At 59.1% G+C, this 19,481-nt stretch carries 19 protein-coding genes and 1 riboswitch; of the genes, 9 read left to right on the forward strand and 10 right to left on the reverse strand.

Annotation, left to right across the window (positions count from 1 at the left end):
• Nucleotides 1-17: 17 nt before the first annotated feature.
• The gene (locus AB4Z23_RS24200) at nucleotides 18-1,835 is read left to right on the forward strand and encodes a serine aminopeptidase domain-containing protein (protein WP_441360872.1); all 1,818 of its coding nucleotides are present in this window, start codon (nucleotides 18-20) and stop codon (nucleotides 1,833-1,835) included.
• Here the strand turns inward: AB4Z23_RS24200 and AB4Z23_RS24205 are convergent.
• From AB4Z23_RS24205 to AB4Z23_RS24225, 5 genes are read right to left on the reverse strand one after another with little or no spacing between them, the layout of a single operon-like run.
• Nucleotides 1,806-4,262: a glycoside hydrolase family 2 protein gene (locus AB4Z23_RS24205; RefSeq protein WP_441360873.1), complete on the reverse strand. Its 2,457-nt coding sequence runs from the start codon at nucleotides 4,260-4,262 to the stop codon at nucleotides 1,806-1,808. The genes AB4Z23_RS24200 and AB4Z23_RS24205 overlap by 30 nt on opposite strands.
• Nucleotides 4,259-5,242 carry a DUF1839 family protein gene (locus tag AB4Z23_RS24210; RefSeq protein WP_441360874.1) on the reverse strand — a complete coding sequence of 328 codons (984 nt, stop codon included), beginning with the start codon at nucleotides 5,240-5,242 and terminating at the stop codon, nucleotides 4,259-4,261. The genes AB4Z23_RS24205 and AB4Z23_RS24210 overlap by 4 nt, the downstream gene beginning before the upstream one ends.
• Nucleotides 5,243-5,248: 6 nt before the next feature.
• Nucleotides 5,249-6,157 carry an amino acid--[acyl-carrier-protein] ligase gene (locus AB4Z23_RS24215; RefSeq protein WP_003516814.1) on the reverse strand — a complete coding sequence of 303 codons (909 nt, stop codon included), beginning with the start codon at nucleotides 6,155-6,157 and terminating at the stop codon, nucleotides 5,249-5,251.
• A gap of 4 nt (nucleotides 6,158-6,161) precedes the next feature.
• Nucleotides 6,162-7,343 carry an acyl-CoA dehydrogenase family protein gene (locus AB4Z23_RS24220; protein WP_112290047.1) on the reverse strand — a complete coding sequence of 394 codons (1,182 nt, stop codon included), beginning with the start codon at nucleotides 7,341-7,343 and terminating at the stop codon, nucleotides 6,162-6,164.
• Entirely contained in the window at nucleotides 7,343-7,594 is a 252-nt protein-coding gene (locus tag AB4Z23_RS24225) for an acyl carrier protein (RefSeq protein WP_003492279.1), read from the reverse strand. Before AB4Z23_RS24225 ends, AB4Z23_RS24220 begins: the two co-directional genes overlap by 1 nt.
• A gap of 180 nt (nucleotides 7,595-7,774) precedes the next feature.
• A riboswitch (TPP riboswitch) is annotated at nucleotides 7,775-7,886 on the forward strand.
• Nucleotides 7,887-7,980: 94 nt separating this feature from the next.
• Here AB4Z23_RS24225 and thiC point away from each other — a divergent pair.
• From thiC to AB4Z23_RS24255, 6 genes are all read left to right on the forward strand, one after another.
• Entirely contained in the window at nucleotides 7,981-9,804 is a 1,824-nt protein-coding gene (gene thiC / locus AB4Z23_RS24230; protein WP_441360875.1) for a phosphomethylpyrimidine synthase ThiC, read from the forward strand.
• 1 nt (nucleotide 9,805) lies between these two features.
• Nucleotides 9,806-10,810, forward strand: a complete 1,005-nt coding sequence (gene thiO / locus AB4Z23_RS24235) for a glycine oxidase ThiO (protein WP_441360876.1) — start codon at nucleotides 9,806-9,808, stop codon at nucleotides 10,808-10,810.
• Nucleotides 10,779-10,976 (forward strand): sulfur carrier protein ThiS, encoded by a 198-nt coding sequence (thiS, locus tag AB4Z23_RS24240; protein WP_441360877.1) that lies wholly within the window; start codon nucleotides 10,779-10,781, stop codon nucleotides 10,974-10,976. The genes thiO and thiS overlap by 32 nt, the downstream gene beginning before the upstream one ends.
• A gap of 4 nt (nucleotides 10,977-10,980) precedes the next feature.
• Nucleotides 10,981-11,754, forward strand: coding sequence for a thiazole synthase (locus AB4Z23_RS24245; RefSeq protein ID WP_111796517.1), 774 nt, complete (start codon nucleotides 10,981-10,983; stop codon nucleotides 11,752-11,754).
• Between the two features lie 61 nt (nucleotides 11,755-11,815).
• Entirely contained in the window at nucleotides 11,816-12,820 is a 1,005-nt protein-coding gene (locus AB4Z23_RS24250; protein ID WP_112673204.1) for a P1 family peptidase, read from the forward strand.
• Between the two features lie 3 nt (nucleotides 12,821-12,823).
• Entirely contained in the window at nucleotides 12,824-13,222 is a 399-nt protein-coding gene (locus AB4Z23_RS24255) for a winged helix-turn-helix domain-containing protein (RefSeq protein ID WP_013636838.1), read from the forward strand.
• On the opposite strand, the gene modC is transcribed toward AB4Z23_RS24255, so the two are convergent.
• From modC to AB4Z23_RS24275, 4 genes are all read right to left on the reverse strand, one after another.
• The gene (gene modC, locus AB4Z23_RS24260) at nucleotides 13,191-14,267 is read right to left on the reverse strand and encodes a molybdenum ABC transporter ATP-binding protein (RefSeq protein WP_421477043.1); all 1,077 of its coding nucleotides are present in this window, start codon (nucleotides 14,265-14,267) and stop codon (nucleotides 13,191-13,193) included. The two genes, AB4Z23_RS24255 and modC, sit on opposite strands and share 32 nt — an antisense overlap.
• Entirely contained in the window at nucleotides 14,264-14,971 is a 708-nt protein-coding gene (modB, locus tag AB4Z23_RS24265) for a molybdate ABC transporter permease subunit (RefSeq protein ID WP_025594485.1), read from the reverse strand. Before modB ends, modC begins: the two co-directional genes overlap by 4 nt.
• Nucleotides 14,972-15,027: 56 nt before the next feature.
• Entirely contained in the window at nucleotides 15,028-15,819 is a 792-nt protein-coding gene (gene modA, locus AB4Z23_RS24270) for a molybdate ABC transporter substrate-binding protein (RefSeq protein WP_441360878.1), read from the reverse strand.
• 131 nt (nucleotides 15,820-15,950) lie between these two features.
• Nucleotides 15,951-17,234, reverse strand: a complete 1,284-nt coding sequence (locus AB4Z23_RS24275; RefSeq protein WP_441360879.1) for an NAD(P)/FAD-dependent oxidoreductase — start codon at nucleotides 17,232-17,234, stop codon at nucleotides 15,951-15,953.
• A 130-nt stretch (nucleotides 17,235-17,364) separates the two neighbouring features.
• Between AB4Z23_RS24275 and AB4Z23_RS24280 the strand changes: the two genes are divergently transcribed.
• Together AB4Z23_RS24280 and AB4Z23_RS24285 are read left to right on the forward strand one after the other, a co-directional pair.
• A complete protein-coding gene (locus AB4Z23_RS24280) occupies nucleotides 17,365-18,276 on the forward strand; it encodes a LysR family transcriptional regulator (protein ID WP_441360880.1) in 912 nt (303 codons plus the stop codon).
• Nucleotides 18,277-18,392: 116 nt separating this feature from the next.
• The gene (locus AB4Z23_RS24285) at nucleotides 18,393-18,629 is read left to right on the forward strand and encodes an Lrp/AsnC ligand binding domain-containing protein (protein ID WP_003516842.1); all 237 of its coding nucleotides are present in this window, start codon (nucleotides 18,393-18,395) and stop codon (nucleotides 18,627-18,629) included.
• 309 nt (nucleotides 18,630-18,938) lie between these two features.
• On the opposite strand, the gene AB4Z23_RS24290 is transcribed toward AB4Z23_RS24285, so the two are convergent.
• Nucleotides 18,939-19,127, reverse strand: a complete 189-nt coding sequence (locus AB4Z23_RS24290) for a hypothetical protein (RefSeq protein WP_003516843.1) — start codon at nucleotides 19,125-19,127, stop codon at nucleotides 18,939-18,941.
• Nucleotides 19,128-19,481 lie beyond the last annotated feature (354 nt).

Raw genomic sequence — 19,481 nt, forward strand, 5'->3', positions numbered from 1 at the left:
TAGTGATTGCAAGGTCGATGGCGATAGATATTTCAGAGCGTGCAAGCGGTGAACCGTCCCCTGACATGTTGTCGCTCTCGGGCATTGCATCCGATGGGTCGATCGCACATCCGGTTTCTTTTCAAGGATGCACGGGTGTTTTTCACCCGGCGCGCAAAGAGGTCAAACAGGATCATGCGGTTCTTTTCGTCAGCCCCTGGGGCATGGAGGAACTATGCACTCGCAAGTTTCAGCGGGTTGTGGCTGAACGGCTGGCGGCGGCCGGCGTCGCCAGCCTGCGGTTCGACTATCATGGCGCCGGGGATGCGCTCGATCCGGAGGATGTCGGCCGTGCGGCGGATTGGCTTTCGGACACGCGAGCGGCGCTCGATTATCTAAAACGTCTTTCCGGCTGTTCCAGGGTGGTCGTCATCGCTCAGGGTCTCGGCTGTCTGATCGCCATACAGGCGCTCGCCGATGCGGCGGCCGTCGGTTCCATGGCGCTTCTGGCGCCCGTCGTCTCTGGTCGGAGCTATCTTCGCGAACTGGCGATGTGGTCGTCCATGATTGACGATGGCCTTGGTCTTCGTCCCGGGCAGCGCGTGGCGGAGGCGGGGGCAATTGCAGGCATGGCCATGCCGGTGGGTGTTGCTGATGCTGTCAAGAAGGTCAATCTTGCAAAGCTGAATACCGCTCCTGCGCGGAGCATTCTGGTGCTGTCGAGACCGGGCCGGGCGAGCGACAGCGATTTTGCCAAACAACTCGCCGCGATTGGTGCCGAGGTGGGGGAGGCGGAATTTGAGGGATATGACGATCTCGTATCCAGTCCCACACTCTCGAAAATACCCGGCGATGTGGTGAAGCGGCTTCGGGATTGGGTCCTGTCCCAAACTCATGCCGCGGATGCGGCGGGTCCGCAGGAGGATATCATCGTCAACGCTCCGCAGCGCGGTCGCGGTTTTCTGGAACAGCCGGTGCAATTTGGCGAAGCCGGCCGGCTTTTCGGTGTTTTTTGCGAGCCTGACGATCGGCCGGCGGTATCCTCGGTCCTTCTGCTGGGCGCGGCCTACGACCGGCATGCGGGTTGGGGCAGGCTTTCCGTGCAAACGGCCCGTTTGCTCGCACGGGAGGGTATCGCTTCGCTGCGGTTCGACGCGGCCAATATTGCCGACAGCCCCCCGGTCAAAAACGCGCCCGATCAGGTTCTTTACGATGCGGCGCAGAATGACGACGTGGCCGCAGCGCTCGATTTTCTCAGTCGGCGTGGCAAAGGACCCGTCGTTGCTGCTGGGCGCTGCAGTGGCGCCTACCTCGCYTTCAATGGCGCGCTTGCCGATGACCGGATCARCGGGGTGGTTGCGGTTAATCCGGTTGTGTTCCACTGGCGGAAAGGCCGCTCGGTCGATGAAGCGCTGCACAAACCGCCACGTTCCTTTGGGGAATACAGYCAGCGTTTTCGCCAGGGCGCYACGTTCAAGCGTCTCGTCAGCGGCGATGTCGATGTGGTGAGCGCCGGTCGCAATATCGCCAAGGCGACGCTCAAGAAGCTTTCGATAAAAACGGCAAGGCTTTCCCGCCGGGGGAGCGAGGAAGGGCGTGCCGTCTACGGTGCTTTCGACAAGCTCAAGACAAGGGATGTGTCCATCAGCCTGCTTTACAGCGACAATGACGACGGGCTTGAGCATTTCCGGTATTATTTCAACGCCGATGGCAGGGGCCTGTCGGCCTACCGGAATGTGTCGCTGACGATTATTCCTGACGCCGACCATAATCTTTCAACGCCTGAGGCCAGAAAAGCCTACATCGATGCGGTGAAGCTGATGGCTCTAAAAGGAAAATCGCCGGCTGGAGCCTAGCGAGACGACATCGCCGGAAGGGGGYGTTTCGGATGTTGCTGTCTCCGGCAKAAGGTCGATTTTTCTGRTTTCACCGGGTGCGAGATGGAACCAGCTTTCCGAGGCGCGGTAATCTTGCGCCGTRATATGGACGGATTGCGCCAACCGGTCCGTGCCGATCTCGAGCGACCAGATGCCGTTCGCCTCGCTCACCCCCACCTGAAGACTGGCGGCGTGCAGTGCTTTTTTCCGACCGAGAGGAAAATGGAATGCGTCGGCGATGACAGATCCGGTCGCGACATCGCGGAGCCGGGCTACCGTCACATCATGGGAGGGCGGGCCGAAACGATAGGCATAGGTCGTATCGAAAAAGGCGCCGAACAAATCGGTTGCGGCGATGGTCTGGCTCTGTCGCGGCGAGAGCGTCAGCGGCCGTTTGGCATGGACGACGGGTTGCGTGCCATCGCGCAGGCAGGTCAGTTCCAGCATGGCGTCAAGGTTGTCGCCGGTTTCGTTGATGACATGAATGTCCAGCCCGTTGGTGCCTTCATCGGAAAGGCTGACCTGGATGGGACGAAACGCTCTTTTCAGCGCATGCCAGACGGATTTGGGTCTGCCGGTGGCATCGATGATACCCCAGCCAGCGCCGGGAACGAGATCCTGCAAGGTCCAGACCAGGGCGCCCCGGCAAGAGGACGYGTCGCGACGCCATTCGGCGAAGGTTGCTTCCATGACCTCGGYAGTGACGGCACGAGACATGTCGAGATAGAGGCCGCCATCCTCCCGACGCAGCACGTCCGGCTCAACGTCGTAAAGCAGTTTCAGATAATGGTCGCGAATATCCTCGAAATCCCAGGAAGCGCCGCGATCGCGTGGCGTGCGCGCCTTCCAGCGCGGATCATGCACCGCCAGAGCGGGAAGATGTCTGTCCAGCGTTTCCTGTTCGGGAATATTGGCGAAGGCCAGGCACTCTGCGGCAAAGCGGAGATCGGCCCGGCGGGCATCTTCCAGCGGACGGCAATAGGCGCCCACACCGTAATAATGACCAACTCCGGCATTGGGAAAGAAGGGCAAGGCGCCGCCTGAAGGGGAATTCGCCACATAGGCCGCGTCCGGCCGTTTTTCGGTCAGGACTTCGGGCAAAATTGTCTCGGTGAGCGTTCCCTTCCATATCTGTTCCGGCAGACCGAGCATCGCGCCCTGCTGGTACATTTCGCTACCGCCGCAAAAAACGATCAGCGAAGGGGAAAGGGCGGTCGCCTCGAGGAACTGCGAGACTTCCGTAACGATGTGCTGGCTGAGCGCCTCATCTTTCGCTGGATAATCAAAATTGGCAAGCATGGCGTCCTGCCAAACCATGATGCCGAGTTCATCGCACAGCGTGAAGAACTCCGGCGTTTCATAGGCCATCGTGCCGCCGATGCGGATCATGTTCATACCGGCTTCGGCAGCTTTTCGAAGCCAAGGCTCATAGTCCGGTCTTGTTCCCGGCAGCCGCACGATGTCGGCGGTCGTCCAGACTGCGCCCCGGCAGAAAACGGGGTACCCGTTTATCCGGATGCCGAAACCGTTGCCGTCTTCGCCGTAATCCACCTCCACGCGCCTGAAGCCCGTGCGCCCGAGCCTGTGTTGCTTACCATCCAGTTCCAGAACGACTTCATGGAGCGCCGGTCTGCCGTGGGTATGCGGCCACCAAGTCTCGACATCGGGTATCCGAAGTTCGCCCAAGAAGTCGCCGTTTTCACCTCTGGAAAGATCGACGCTGTAGCCCGCGCAGGTCAGCCGTGCGGATGGAATGTCGTGGTTCGCCTCCAGGGCGATGTTGACCGTTCCCGTCCCGGTTTCGTCGAGCGAGGACCGGASTGWGCAAMGCACGCCTGMCTGTCTTATAAGGCTGATCGGTCGCCATGGGCCGGCGGCATGGATTTCCGGGCACCAGCCCGGCATATATCCGAGCGCCGTGGTGCGGATAAGCCGCAGACCTTGGGTGTTCATCATCTGCGGCCGCCAGCGGGCGCGKGGACCGGTTTTTTCGAGCCTTGGCGAAAGTGCCCGGAAGCAGATCGATAGTTCRTCTGCGCCTGTCAGTTCAACCGGCACYTCCAGCCTTTCGAACATGCTCTGACTGGCGGCGATCAGTTCGCCGTTGAGGAAGATTTCTGCAATCGTCGACAGGCCATCGAAGCGAAGGATCGCCCGCTCCCGCACATCGGAAATCATCGTCAGACGGTACCAGGCATCCCTGTCGTTCAATGGTGTCGGATTGAAACGGTCRAATTTYCCGGCCAGTTCCAGAGCTTGCGCCACTGTTCCGGGAACGGATACGTGRARGCTTTCAAGRGTTGCGGGAATTTCCGAGGGCGTTTCGCAGGCRTTGGCGGACGTCAKTGTCAGCGTCCAGCCTTCACTCAGCAATTTTTCGCTTTCGCGCGGAAGATAAGTCCTCACGCGGCCTCGCTGGTGTTCGACAATTTCGCCGCAAGGGCTTCCATCACACCATCCCATGCTTCCGCAGCCGGATCGAGCACCGAGGCGAGCGCGTCGAATTTACGGCGTGTGACGGCGCGAGCGAGTTGGAACTGCACGGTCTTGGCGACCTCGGATATGCGCAGCGCGTGGTCTCGCGCTTCAGCAAATTCGCTCTTGTCCAGCCATTCGAGGTGGCTCGCCGCCAGTTCGAAATTGGCGCCGAGCTGGCGCAGCGTATTGAAGGCATATTTGTGGAAAAAGCCAAACGGACGGTCTGCCACCTTCTCGACCTGAGCCGGAAACACGGCTGCAAAAGCCCTGACCGGATTGTCGGATGGTCGCCGTGAAAAATGAAACTTCAGCAGCCGTTCGGCCGTTTTGCGGATATGTGCCGGCGAAGGGTTGCTGTCTGCGAATTTCGCAAATTCCGTGTAGGGCAGGAAGGGCGGCTCGCTCTCTGACAGGAGATGCTGGAACAGGCCGTCGAAATCTTCGCCCGACAGGTGGAAAAAGCCTGCATTATGAAAATAATCGAGTTCCCGGTTTGCAAGGTCCAGCCGGTTGATGGCGATGGTGGTCTTGCCATGTTCCTTCCGGTAGCCCACCCCGTGGGTATCGGGCATATAGAAGCTGTCCATCTCGATCAGGCAGATGCGGCCGCGCTCCAGCTGCGCTTCGATATGGTTTTCAACCCGGTCGAAGATCGCAAGTTCGGTGGCGCGAACGCCATAAAGTGCTTCCAGATCTTCCAGCGGCACCTTGAAGAAGGTGAACTGGTCGCCTTCGAAATCCTGCGTCAGTGTGAAGCCGAACATGGCCTCAGGTGGCAACCCTTTCGAGGCCAGCACCTCGATCCACAAATCGATGTAGCAATTGGTCTCCGGCCACATTCTTTCCGAAGAATGAAGCGGGTGCTGCACATAATTTTTGGGATCGAGACCGGGGAAAATCTGCCGCATGAATGGTTAGCCCCAGAGTGTTTTCAAGGCCTTTTCGGGCCATGTTTTTACATCCAGTCCGTGATGCGCAAAAAGTGCCAGCGCAATGCGCTCAAGGCCGAAACCGACGCAGGCGGTGTGAGCCACATCACCGTTGTCGAGGTTCAATCCCCATTTCTGGCCAAAGGCGTCCTGATGGTAATTGAAGCTCATGCAGGCCGTCGGGTTGGTGGCGGATGTGACGGGGATCAACAGTTCGAATTTCAGGTTCTGGTCGCGCTGGTTGTTGGCGAGCATTTTGCCCGCGCGGCCGAAGAAGGGATCGTTGGCCACGTCGATGGTCACATCAAGGCCCACGGCTTCCATCATCGCCACGCCGCGATCCATCCATGTCTGGCGGAATTCGGTCACATCRCTCTCCGTGCCCATGCGMACATATTCCCGCATGCGGAARAGCTGCTGACGTGCCGGGTCCTTSGAGGGTTCATGGCGGAAACAATAGGACTGGATGTCGTAGAGACCGCCGCCGGAAGGCAATGCGCCGCGCTTGGCGATGGTCGGATAAAGAGGGTAGCAAGCGGCCGGCGTCAGCACGATATCGGTTGCTTTCTGGTCCTTTGTCCAGTCRCCGCCCTCATCCATGGATTTGAGAAGGCTGACATGGTCAAGTTCGCAACCGCAGAAGGAATGCACCGTGCCCGCAAGCTGCGGGAAGCTTTTCATGTAACCGCTCTTTTCGAAATAGGCGCGGTTGATGCCGGGCGGGAAGCGGATCGCCTCTGCACTGTCCGGGCCGCCGGTGCGGTCGATCAGGCGTTCGAATGCGGCAATGACGTCCTCGAACTGGCCGCTGCGTCCGTAAAGACCATCGACACCCGTTTCAATCAGCAGGCCTTCTTCGAACAGTCGATCGAGAAACGATGTTTGCATATCCATGGTCTTATCCCAAGAGGCTGGTGTCCTGCTTGTGAACCAGCAGGAGATTGGCGGAATTGCCGAGAATACGGTCGTTGGAAATCATCAGGCGCGCGGAATGCGCGTCGCGAAGGTGTCGGCCAAGGCTGTAGGGCGTACCGTTCTTGTAACCCATGATGCCGCAGACCAGCATCGCTTGGTCGATGATCTCYAGAATGGTTTCCGAAGAACAGATCTTCACATTGTTCATGGCAACCGCGAACGCCATGGACATCAGCTTGTCCGGGTCGCTCTTGGTGTCTTCGTAAGCCTTTACGCCCGCAATGACGTTGGATTTGACCACCTGCAATTTCGTGGAAATTTCGGCAATGTGGATAGCGCCTGGCGGTGTGACACCGGGCGACTTGCGTGCAGCCGTCCTGACGAAGGATTGCGCGCGCAGCACCGCATCCGACGCGATGCCATACCAAACGGCGCTCCACAGAAGATGCGAGCTTGCAAGCATGGATTGCGCGGCGATTTCCGCAAAGGGTTTTGGGAATATCTGCACCGCCGGTGCCTCGCCGCGGAACAGGAAACCGTCCGAACAGGTGCCACGCATGCCGAGTGTGTCCCAGACATGGGTCTTCTCGAGCTTGTACTGATCTTTCAGGAAGACGGTCATCACCTGATCGGCCGGGGCGGCATCCTTGTGGGCGCGCGAGGTGATGAGGATGGCATCCGCATTGCTGCCGTAGGAAATGACGGTGGCGTCCTTCTCCAGCCGGCAAATGTCTCCTTCGACCTCGATAGCGCAGATGGAATTGCGCAGATTGCCGCCGATTCCGCCTTCGGTCGTGGCCGAGGCGAGCAGAAGCTGTTCGCTTGCRATGCGGCTCATGAAGCCCGCATGCCATGGGCTTGTCTCGCCGTGTTCCACAAGGCTCGATGCCTTGATGTGGTGCATGGCGAAAATCATCGCGGTTGCCGAACAGGCCTGGCCAAGCCGGGCGCAGATATCGGCGATTTGCTGTATGGATGCGCCTTCGCCACCAAGAGAGGACGGGACCTGAATGCCGAGAAGGCGCTCTTGTCTCAGCGCGTTGACGGCTTCCTCCGGGAAGCGACCGGTGACGTCCACCTCGTCCGCGTGTTTGGCGGCAATTGCTGCGACGCGGCTTGCGCGCGCGGACAGCGTTTCATCCTGCGGCGCAACGGTCACATTCATCAGGCTGCCTCTTTACCATCCAGAATGAGCTTAACGGTGTCTTCAATGGCCTTGATGCTGGCAAAGGACTTGCGGTTCAAGAGGTTGTCGGGGAATTCGATATCGAAAGCTTCCTCGATACCCAGCATCAATTGCACCGAGGCAAAGGAAGAAAGACCTGCTGCATAAAGATCTGCTTCGTTTTCAATCGTATCGACGGGGGTAGGAAGCTGGCCGAATTTTGCCAGTATTTCACGAATAGTCGCATTCATTCCGACTTATCTCCCATGAATTTAACATCAGGATGGTTTGTGCTTATCGTTAATTTGAAAACGATAATATTCGCCTAAACCGTTAGGTTAATTACCACTAACGGCGCTTTTGTTGTTCGTCCACCTTTGCCAGCCATCAGCAGCACCCTTGACAAATGTCGGGCGGTGTTTTCTCTTGTGTCCATTCACCAGGGGTGTCCCGTCAAGGGGCTGAGATTCTGCTTTTATGCGCAGTGACCCGTTGAACCTGATCCAGTTCATACTGGCGTAGGGACGGTGCAAAGACCGAAGGTCGGAWTGCGTGTAACTTGCGCTGCCGAYGCGTCGGTATTTTCCATCATTCCGGCTCGAACTGGGTCTCCACTGTCAAACTTTGGAGCCTCATGATGAATATCGTTGCCAAGAATATCCCGCTTGTCGTCACAACCGGGCCGCATCCCGCCTCCACGAAAATCCACAAAACCGGAATTTTKYATCCGCATATTCGCGTGCCGATGCGCGAAATCRCCGTCCACCCGACGGCGGGAGAACCGCCGGTCACGGTCTATGATTCCTCAGGCCCCTATACCGATCCATTGCATAACGTTCTGATAGAAAAGGGTCTGCCGCGCCTGCGTCACGACTGGGTTGTAGCGCGCGGCGATGTCGCGGCTTACGACGGTCGGCACGTCAAACCGGAGGATAACGGCTTTGCCACCGGCGAGCGGCTGACGCCTGAATTTGCCGTGCGCCACCAGCCGCTGAGGGCCACGGAAGGAAAAGCCGTAACGCAGCTTGCCTATGCACGGGCAGGCATCATCACGCCGGAAATGGAGTTCATCGCCATCCGCGAAAATCTGGGGCGCGAAGCGGCGAAGGAGAAKCTGGCTCGTGATGGSGAGAGTTTTGGCGCGCAGATACCCGATTATGTGACGCCRGAGTTCGTCCGTCAGGAAGTCGCATCGGGYCGCGCCATCATCCCGGCCAACATCAATCACCTCGAGCTTGAGCCGATGATCATCGGCCGTAATTTTCTGGTCAAGATCAACGCCAATATCGGCAATTCCGCCGTCACCTCCTCCATGGCCGAAGAGGTGGAGAAGATGGTCTGGGCGATCCGCTGGGGTGCCGATACCGTCATGGACCTTTCGACCGGGCGCAACATCCACAATATCCGCGAATGGATCATCCGCAATTCGCCGGTGCCGATCGGCACGGTGCCGCTTTATCAGGCGCTGGAGAAGGTCAACGGCATTGCCGAGGACCTGAACTGGGAAGTGTTCCGCGACACGTTGATCGAACAGGCGGAGCAAGGCGTGGATTATTTCACCATCCATGCCGGTGTTCGGCTGCATTACATTCCGCTTACCGTCAACCGTGTCACCGGTATCGTCTCACGCGGCGGGTCGATTATGGCCAAGTGGTGTCTGCATCATCACAAGGAAAGCTTCCTCTACGAGCATTTCGACGAGATCTGCGACATCTGCCGTGCCTATGACGTTTCCTTCTCGCTGGGTGACGGGTTGCGGCCCGGTTCGATTGCCGACGCCAACGACGCCGCGCAATTTGCCGAGCTGGAGACGCTCGGTGAGCTGACACAGATCGCATGGGCGAAGGATTGCCAGGTCATGATCGAGGGCCCCGGCCATGTGCCGATGCACAAGATCAAGGAGAACATGGACAAGCAGTTGAAGACCTGCGGTGAGGCGCCCTTTTATACGCTTGGGCCGCTAACGACCGATATCGCCCCCGGTTACGACCACATCACTTCCGGCATCGGGGCAGCGATGATCGGCTGGTTTGGCACGGCGATGCTCTGCTATGTCACGCCGAAGGAACATCTSGGTCTGCCTGATCGTAACGACGTGAAGGTCGGTGTCATCACCTACAAGATCGCGGCTCACGCGGCCGATCTCGCCAAGGGCCATCCGGCGGCACAGGTGCGGGACGATGCGCTGTCGCGTGCAAGGTTCGAGTTCCGTTGGGAAGACCAGTTCAACCTGTCGCTGGATCCGGACACGGCGCGCTCGTTCCATGACGAGACCCTGCCGAAGGAGGCGCACAAGGTCGCACATTTTTGCTCCATGTGCGGACCGAAATTCTGCTCGATGCGGATTTCCCACGACATCCGCGCCGAGGCGCAGAAGGAAGGGCTGGAGGCCATGGCCGCGCGCTTCAAGGAAGGTGGCGAGCTTTACATGCCGCTCGCGACCCCGGCAGACGGCCAGTAGCATGCGTGTYCTTGTTAAGGGAACGGGGGTCGCCGGTCTGACGGCGGCCTTCGAACTGGCGCGGCGCGGCGCAACCGTGGAGGTTTCGGAGCGCAATGCTGAAGCCTCGCGCGGCGCATCCTTTTATGCGGGCGGAATGCTGGCGCCCTGGTGCGAGCGTGAAAGTGCGGACGAGGCGGTACTGACACTCGGCCAGGCGGCTCTCGACTGGTGGGATGAGGCAACCCCCGGCCTTGTCATCAGACACGGCACGCTGGTGGTCGCGCCCGCCCGCGACAAAGCCGAGCTTTCGCGTTTCGCATCCAGAACAACTGGATACCAGTGGGTGGATGAGGGTGAMATCGCCGCTCTGGAGCCTGACCTTGCCGGGCGGTTCCGCTCCGGGCTTTATTTCGCGGGCGAGGGGCATCTCGATCCGCGCCTTGCGCTCAAATCGCTGCATACGCGGCTTTGCAGCTTGGGCGTGCGGTTTCATATGGGTATTCCGGTGGATGAGCAGCCGTTCGATCGGGTGGTGGATTGCACCGGCGCTGCGGCGGTGGGCGAGATTGCCAATCTTCGCGGCGTGCGGGGAGAAATGCTCTATCTAGCCACGTCAGAGGTTTCCCTGTCGCGCGCCGTCCGGCTCTTACATCCGCGCATTCCGCTTTATATTGTGCCGCGTGAGCCGGGTCGCTTCATGGTGGGGGCGACGATGATCGAGACAGAGGATGCCGGAGCCATTTCAGCGCGCTCGATGATGGAGTTTCTGAACGCCGCCTATGCCGTACATCCGGCCTTCGGCGAAGCGGAAATCATCGAGACCGGAACGGGCGTGCGCCCCGCCTATCCCAACAATCTGCCGAAAGTTACGCAGGACGGCCGGACCGTCTTCATCAACGGCGCCCACCGGCATGGCTTCCTGCTGTCGCTGGCGATGGCGCGGCAGGCGGCTGAAATCGTCTGCCAAAATATCTCTGGAAAGGAACAGGATCATGAAACTTCTGGTGAATGGCGACGAGCTTGATCTCGCCACCGAGACGCTGGCTGGGTTACTCACCAGCCTCGACTATGAAGGCGAGTGGCTGGCGACGGCGGTCAATGGCGATCTGGTGCATTCGGATGAGCGCGCCGATTATCRAYTGAAGGCGTTCGACCGTGTCGAAATCCTCTCGCCGATGCAGGGAGGTTGAGGCCATGCTGACGCTTTATGGCCGTGAGGTCTCGTCGCGCCTCCTGCTCGGCACGGCGCGTTATCCGTCTCCCGCCGTGCTTGCCGATGCAGTGCGGGCCAGCAACACGGATATTCTGACGATTTCGCTGCGTCGGGAAACGGCAGGCGGCAAGAAGGGTGGCCAGTTTTTCGAGCTGATCCGCGAGCTGGATCGTTACATTCTGCCCAATACGGCTGGCTGCCATACCGTGAAGGAAGCGGTGCTAACGGCGAAGATGGCGCGTGAGGTTTTTCACACCAACTGGATCAAGCTTGAGGTCATCGGCCATCACGACACCTTGCAGCCCGATGTCTTTGCGCTCGTCGAAGCGGCGAAAATTCTCTGCGACGATGGTTTCGAAGTCTTTCCGTATACGACTGATGATCTTGTCGTGGCGGAAAAGCTCCTGGATGCGGGTTGCAAGGTGCTGATGCCCTGGTGCGCGCCGATCGGCAGCGCCATGGGGCCGCTTAATCTGATGGCGCTGAAATCCATGCGGGCGCGTTTTCCGGATGTGCCACTGATCGTCGATGCCGGTATCGGCCGGCCGTCACATGCGGTGACGGTGATGGAGCTTGGTTACGATGCCGTTCTGCTCAACACGGCGGTCGCGGGGGCGGGTGACCCGGCCTCAATGGCGGAAGCTTTCGCCCGCGCCATTGAGGCCGGGCATCAGGCTTTTGTGGCGGGSCCGCTGGAGCCAAGAGATATGGCCATTCCCTCGACACCGGTGATTGGCACGGCGGTATTTTCCTGATTCACCTTTTGCGTTGACAGTGCCCCGTGGCGGCGGGATACCGGGAGAAAAGGGGAACGGCATGGCGGCACGCAATAATCTTCTGACGGATATCAATGGGATTTTGGTCGGCAATGTCACCGATCTTGCACTCGGCTCCGGCGTCACCGCAATCGTTTTCGAAAAACCCGTAATCGCCTCCGGTTCGGTTCTTGGCGGGGCGCCCGGTGGTCGTGATACCGGCCTGCTCGACCCGGCGATGACGGTGGAAACCGTGGATGCCTTCGTACTTTCAGGCGGTTCGGCCTTCGGGCTGGATGCGGCGGGTGGTGTTCAGGCCGGTCTGCGCGAGATCGGGCGTGGCCTGCAAGTCGGTTCCACCCGTGTTCCCATTGTGCCGCAGGCGATCCTCATGGATCTGCTGAATGGTGGCAACAAGGAGTGGGGGCTGCATTCGCCCTATCGCGAGATGGGCTATGCGGCTTTCAGGGCGGCGCGTGCGGAGCCCTTCGGGCTTGGAACAGTCGGCGCGGGAACGGGGGCGACCACCGCCACCTTCAAGGGCGGTCTTGGTTCGGCAAGCGCTATCAGTTCCGGCGGTTACAAGGTGGCGGCCATCGTCGCCGTCAATGCGCTTGGCTCGGCAACCGTTGGCACCAGCCGCCATTTCTGGTCTGCGCCTTTTGAAGAGCAGGGCGAGTTCGGCGACTGCGGTTTTCCTGATCGTTTCGAACCGGATCATACCGCGCTTCGTCTCAAGGGCGTCAACCTCACCGCGACGACCATCGGCGCCGTGGTCACCGATGCCGTCCTTACCAAAGCGCAGGCGCACCGCCTTTCCATCATGGCGCATGACGGGCTGGCGCGCGCCGTGCTGCCCGCCCATCTGCCGAGCGACGGCGACACCATGTTTTCGGCTGCGACTGGTGAGAAGCCGCTTGAGGGCGGCGCTCATTTCGCGGAACTCTGCCATCTCGCTACCATCGTTATGGCGCGCGCAGTGGCGCGCGGTGTTTACGAGGCGACGGCTCTGCCGCAGCACGGTGCGCAGAAAGCCTATCACGATCTTCATGGCCGGGGTTTCTAGCCAATGAGCAATATACATCAGCCACTGAAGCCCGTTCTCCGCATCGATTTTCCGCCCGGAGATCGTCTCGGCCACGGTAAGATCGAGTTGATGGAGCTGATTGTCGAGACCGGCTCGATATCGGCCGCCGGGCGAGCGATGGACATGTCCTATCGYCGTGCATGGCTGCTTGTGGATGCGCTGAACCATATGTTCAGGCAGCCGGTGATCGAATCCCAGCGGGGCGGCAAGCAGGGTGGTGGGGCCGCGCTGACGGCATTCGGTGCCGAATTGCTTGAACGGTATCGCAGCATGGAAAAGCGGATGAACGAGGCTCTGCGCAAGGATATCGACTGGCTTGAGGCCAACCGCAATCCGGATGCCGCCATCACTAATACGGATCGAGAGCCGCCGACTTTATGATCGCATGTACCGGTTTCCCGGGTTCCAGCTGGAGACGTTCGCGCGACAGATCGGTGATGCGCGACTGGATAATATCGCCGCCGCAATCCACCTGAACGGTTACCATGCCATCTTCGCTGGCGGAGATACCGGCAATATGGCCTTCGAGGATGTTAAGGGCGCTCAGGCCTTCGGGTTTTGCCGTGGCAAGCATGACGTCACGCGCTGGTATCAGCACGCGTGCCGGGGTGCCGCGTGTTCCTCCTTTTGCTGGAACCTGCAGGAGCGACGAGCAGAGCCTTACGGCAGCAAGCCCGTGCCTTTCATCGAAGCTTTCGATGTGTCCCGAAAGGATGCTGCCTGCTTCTCGTCGCTCAAGATGTGCACTGAAATCCGACCGTGACAGCACGTCGGCCGCTTTTCCCTGTGCCTCCACCTTGCCGTCCTTCATAACAACTATGCGGTCGGCAAGGCGGGCGACTTCCTGGATGGAGTGGCTGACATAGACGATCGGGATTTTCGTTTCTTCGCGCAGCCGTTCCAGATAAGGGATGATCTCGGCCTTTCGTTCCTCGTCCAGTGAGGCGAGAGGTTCGTCCATCAACAGTAGTCTGGGCGATGACAGGAGTGCGCGGCCGATGGCGACCCGCTGTTTTTCACCGCCGGAAAGCTTGTTCGGACGACGCTGGAGAAGATGGCCGATGCCAAGCATGTCGATAATGCGGTTTTCATTCGCCTGCTCAGCTTTTTCCGTAGCGAACCATTTGCCGTAGTTCAGGTTCTGGGCAACGCTGAGATGAGGAAATAGCCGCGCTTCCTGAAAAACATAACCAAAATGGCGCCTGTGCGCCGGCAGGAACAGGCGCTTTCCGCTATCGGCCAGCACTTCGCCATCRAGCGATACCTGACCACTATCTGGCCGCAGCAGACCTGCGATGATGCGGATCATCGACGTYTTACCGGAGCCGGAGCGTCCGAAAAGCGCTGTAACGCCGCCATCAGAGGTGAATGACGCGTTGAGTTCGAAGGAGCCGAGGCGGTGGCGGGTGGAGACAGAAAGCGTCATTCCATGCTCACCCGTTTGCCGATGATGCGGGCCAGAAACTCGGAGACGAGCAAGGCCGACATGGAAATCACGACGGAAACGATGGTCAGCCGCAATGCGCCTGCATCGCCGCCCGGAACCTGCGTGAAAGTGTAGATGGCRGCGGACAGCGTCTGGGTTTCGCCGGGAATATTGGAAACGAAGGTGATGGTCGCGCCGAATTCGCCCATGGCCTTGGCGAAAGCGAGGATCATGCCCGCGATGATGCCGGGCAGGATCAGGGGAAGCGTGACGGTGAGGAACACCCATAGGGGGCTTGCACCCAGGGTTCCGGCCGCCTCTTCCAGCTTGCTGTCCACCGCTTCGATRGAGAGGCGGATGGAGCGCACCATCAGCGGAAACGCCATGACGGCGCATGCGAGCGCCGCCCCCGTCCAGCGAAAGGAAAAGACGATGCCGAACCAGCTGTCKAGAAACTGGCCGATRGCGCCYCTGCGGCCGAAGAGGACGAGCAGCAGAAAGCCGGTGACGACGGGCGGTAGAATGAGCGGCAGGTGGACGATGCCGTTGAGCAGCGACTTGCCCCAGAAGCGCCCGCGCGCCAGCGCGACGGCAACCGCAATGCCGAAGGGCAGGCTGGCGAACATGGCGATGGAGGACACCCACAGGCTGAGCCTGATCGCCGTCCATTCTTCAGGGCTGAGTGTCCACCAATGCAAAGCCATATCCTACAATCGTCATCTCTCGCGGTCCCATACTGGATGGGACCGCGAAACGCAGTTTATTTCAAAACGGTAAAGCCTTGCTTTTCGAAGAAGGGCGTAGCCTTGGCGGACTTCAGGAAATCCAGATAGGATTTTGCCGCCGGAGATTTTGCTTCCGAGAGAATGGCGACGGGGTAGATGATCGGCGGATGGCTGTCCTCCGGGAAGGTGCCGACGATCTTCACGCCCGGATCGGCGGCCGCATCGGTCTGGTAGACGATGCCATAGGGCGCTTCGCTGCGCGACACGAGCAGCAGCGCTGCGCGCACGCTTTCCGCGCCGGCGACTTTCTTTTCCACGGATGACCAGACGCCGAGCTTTTCCAGCGCAGCCTTGCCGTATTTACCCGCCGGAACGGAATCGACCGCRCCCATGGCCAGTCGGCCATCGCCCACCAGTCCGGCGAGATCGAAGTCCTTTTTGATATCGACCGGCTTGGCCTTGTCGGCCGGGGCGACGAGAACGATGCGGTTGCCAAGAAGATTGGAGCGGCTTTCGACGTYGATCAGCTTCTTTTCGGCAACATAATCCATCCAGGCGAGGTCGGCGGAAATGAAGATATCCGCCGGTGCACCCTGCTCGATCTGTTTGGCGAGTGCGGAGCTTGCGGCRTAGGACACGGTCGCTTCATTGCCGCTTTCCTTCGCCCATTCGGCATTGATCGCATCAAGTGCGTTTTTCATGCTCGCGGCAGCAAACACCGTGACTTTTTCGGCGGCATGGGCGGGAACCACCGCAAAGGATGCCGCCACCCAGAAGGATGTTGCTGCGGCGATGGTTTTGAAGAAGGTGCGGCGTAAGAGTCTCATGGTGTGTTCCCCCGGTTCGAGATATCCTGATGAATATATCGATAGGCCTATAGGGCAATCATTATATTTTCAAGAATATATCGATGCCGTTTAAAAAAGCCGCCACGACCGGCGGCTTTCAGCCTGGTTGATCAGAAGCGTTCACCGGCGAAATGAGCGATCTGTGCGCCCGCCTCGTAATAGGCTTCCTTCACTGCCCGGAAGGCCTGCGCTTTTGGTTCGGTCACGGGAAGAGGCAGGTCGTTTTCGGCGATATCACCGAGAATATGTTGCGCAATCACCTTGCCGAAGGCAGTACCGGGTGCGATGCCGCGGCCATTATAACCGGAAAAACCGACGACATTTTCCGCGAATTTATGGAAACGCGGCACGGCATTGTCCGTCATGCCGATCTGGCCGTACCATTCGCATTCGAATTCCGTCTCTCCCAGTTGCGGGAAAAGCCGCTTCAGCGATCGTTTGGCCCATGCCCGGTGAATGGCGGCACCCGTGCTGCGCAAGGCGCCGACGCTGCCGAAGACCAGCCGACCCGCTTTGTCCATGCGGAACGAGGAGAGGATTTCCTTTGTATCCCAGCAACCTTCTCGGTTCGGCAGGATAATCTTTTGCAGATTGTCGCTAAGCGGTCTGGTCGCGAAGTTGAAGTAGGGCAGGTAGGTCTGTTCGTCGCGGACGATCTGCCACGGCCCGGTGCTGTAGGCTTCGGTGGCGACGACGATCCAGTTGGCGGTCACCGATCCCTGCGGTGTTTTTACCACCCATTTTCCGCCGCTGCGTTCGGTCGACACGACGGGGCTGGCGGTGTGCAGCCGTGCTCCTGCCTTTTGCGCGGTGGCAGCCAGACCACGAACATAGGCAAGCGGCTGAAGCGTGCCGGCGCGCGTATCGAAAAGTGCGCCGGAATAGGCGGTGCTGCCGGTGTGTCTTGCCGTKTCATYGGCATCGAGAAGGCGGACGGGAGCGCCYCTGGCTGCCCATTGTTCGCAGCGCTCGCGAATTTCGGCGAGCCCTTTTTCACCGACGGCGCAATGCAATGTGCCATTCTTTTCGATCTCGCAGGGAATCGCGTGTTTTTCCACCAATTCGCGCACCAGCAACGGCGCATCACCCAGAAGGCTGAGAAGCCGTTCCCCATAGGTTTCGCCCAGCACGCCGGGCAACTCCCTCGGCATGACCCACATGCCGCCGTTGATGAGACCGACATTGCGGCCGGCGCCGCCGAAGCCGATTTCCCTGGCTTCGAGAAGAACGACATCCATGCCCTTTTCAGCAAGATGAAGGGCGGCGGATTGTCCGGTGAAGCCGCCACCGACAATCACCACATCGGCAACCGCCTCGCCTTGCAGAGCAGGCGTTGCGGGCGGCTGCGGCGCGGTCTTTTCCCAGAGGCCGTGCGAGCGGGGGTCATTATACATCGTTCCACCATTTTCCGGGCGAGTTCATTTGTTTTCCGTATGAGTCACAAGCCCTTGTTTATGAGACTTTACAAGCGGCCTCACCTGTTGAATATCGACATATCGTCAAGAGTTCATTCCGTGAGGGAATATGGTTCTGCCGCCTCGGCGCTTCTTACCGTCGCTTTCACTTCTTGCGGCCTTTGAAGCCGCCTCGCGCACCGGCAGCGTGACCGCGGCTGCGAGAGAACTCGGGCTTACTCAAGGCGCGGTCAGCCGGCAGATCCTCGCGCTTGAGGAGCAACTTGGCGTGGCGCTGTTTCTGCGCGAGCGGCAGACAATCCGGCTCACCCGGGCGGGGGAGGGTTATGCGCGGGAAATCCGGGAGGCCCTGCGGCGAATATCGACCGCGTCGCTCAATCTGCGCGCCAATCCGGATGGCGGCACGCTCAATCTCGGTGTTCTGCCAAGCTTTGGTACGCGCTGGCTGGTGCCGCGTCTTCCCGATTTCATTGCCCGACATCCGGGCGTTTCGGTCAATCTTCTTACGCGTTCGTCGCTGTTCGATTTCCGCACCGATACAGTCGATGCAGCGATTCATTTTGGTTTGCCGCATTGGCCGGGTACCGAACTCGTTTTTCTGATGCATGAAACAGTCATTCCGGTGTGCAGTCCCGCTTTCAGGGAGCGCTACGGGCTTTCACAGCCGGGCGATCTGCTGCATGTGCCGCTGCTGCACATGACGACCCGGCCGGATGCCTGGGAACAATGGTTTCGCAGCCATGATGTGGTTTTCGACAATGTGCATGGCATGCTTTTCGATCAGTTCACGACGATTGCCGAGGCGGCGAGCGCCGGGGTCGGGGCATCGCTCATTCCGTCCTTCATGATCGRGGAGGAGTTGCGAAGCGGCCGGCTTGTCGCGGCGGTTACCGGCGAGGTGGAGAGCGAAGAGGCCTATTATCTCGCCTGCATGCCCGATCGCGCCGGTTACGCTCCGCTCGAAAGTTTTCGAAGCTGGATCGTTTCTCAGGCCGCGATCGGGGCTGGTAGCAGCGGATGAGACTTTTCTGCCTAAACCGGCAGGCGGTCTTGCAAGACCGGCGCGGCTAAGCCAATAGTGCGCCATGACGCATGGCGAAGAGCCACGCACCACAAGTTCCAATACGGGAGATGTCCGTGAAGCCCATTTTTGTCCAGCTTCAATGCGAGCCCGGCAAGACCTATGATGTCGCCGATGCCATCTATAAAACGGAGCTGGTTTCCGAGCTTTATTCCACCAGCGGCGAATATGATCTGATGCTGAAGATCTATCTTCCGCAGGAAGAGGATATCGGCAAGTTCATCAACCAGAACATCGTCAATATTCCAGGCATCGTCCGCTCGTTGACGACGCTGACCTTTACCGCGTTCTGACGCGCGTCTGGGCGGCGAGAGAGTCTTTTCAGCCCTAGGATCTGGGCTGGCTGGGTTCCTGCGACAAGCACAGAAACGAGGAGAGGTGGGAGCTCTAGGAGCGCGTGGCTTTTGCACTCCAATCCGGATTTGAAAAAGCTATTTCACCTTAGTGCAGGGCGTATTGATACACCCCGTCGTGGTTTATGACAGACCAGTGGACGAATTGTCAGGCAATAGAAAAGCGCGCCATCGACCCGGTATTCGGGATCCGATATTGGGCGCGCTTTGGTTTTGAAAGGTCCGTGAGCGGGTGATGGGTTTCCCGCATCAGGCCGCGGCCAGGTTCCGGCTGCGCACGAGATTGCGAATTGCAATCCGCACATCGTCGGCGCTGTCGAACTTCTGTTCGTCCAGGTCGTGGACGTGGAACTTCACCGCGATGAACTTCAGCCGGTCGTTGTCCGGTATGACGATGCCGACGGGTTCGCCAGCGAATTCAATAACTTGCTTTTGCATAGGTATACTCCCGCTGTGGCTCATTAACACAGCATGTTGTCGAACTGATTTTCAGAAAATTGAGACCGTCAGGTCACATTCGACAGCAGCGGGAACACGTGGATTTAAATCCAGCATTCCAGGACTCAAGACCAAGGATTGCGTTGATGCGAATATATTTTGACATGACACACTCCCTGTATTGGTGTTGATCCGGAATCAGGAGACTCGCTCTCCAGTTCCACACTGATAATCCAGACCACCATTAAAATCAATGCTGATTGTTATAGGTAGAATATTTTTCTTTATGATGACAGGAGGGGGGCGGAAATGTGAAATTTTTGTTTTCGTTCGACGCCGCTTTGAAAAGCCCGG

It is taken from the genome of Agrobacterium sp. MCAB5, assembly GCF_052114365.1.
GTDB classification, from domain to species: domain Bacteria; phylum Pseudomonadota; class Alphaproteobacteria; order Rhizobiales; family Rhizobiaceae; genus Agrobacterium; species Agrobacterium tumefaciens.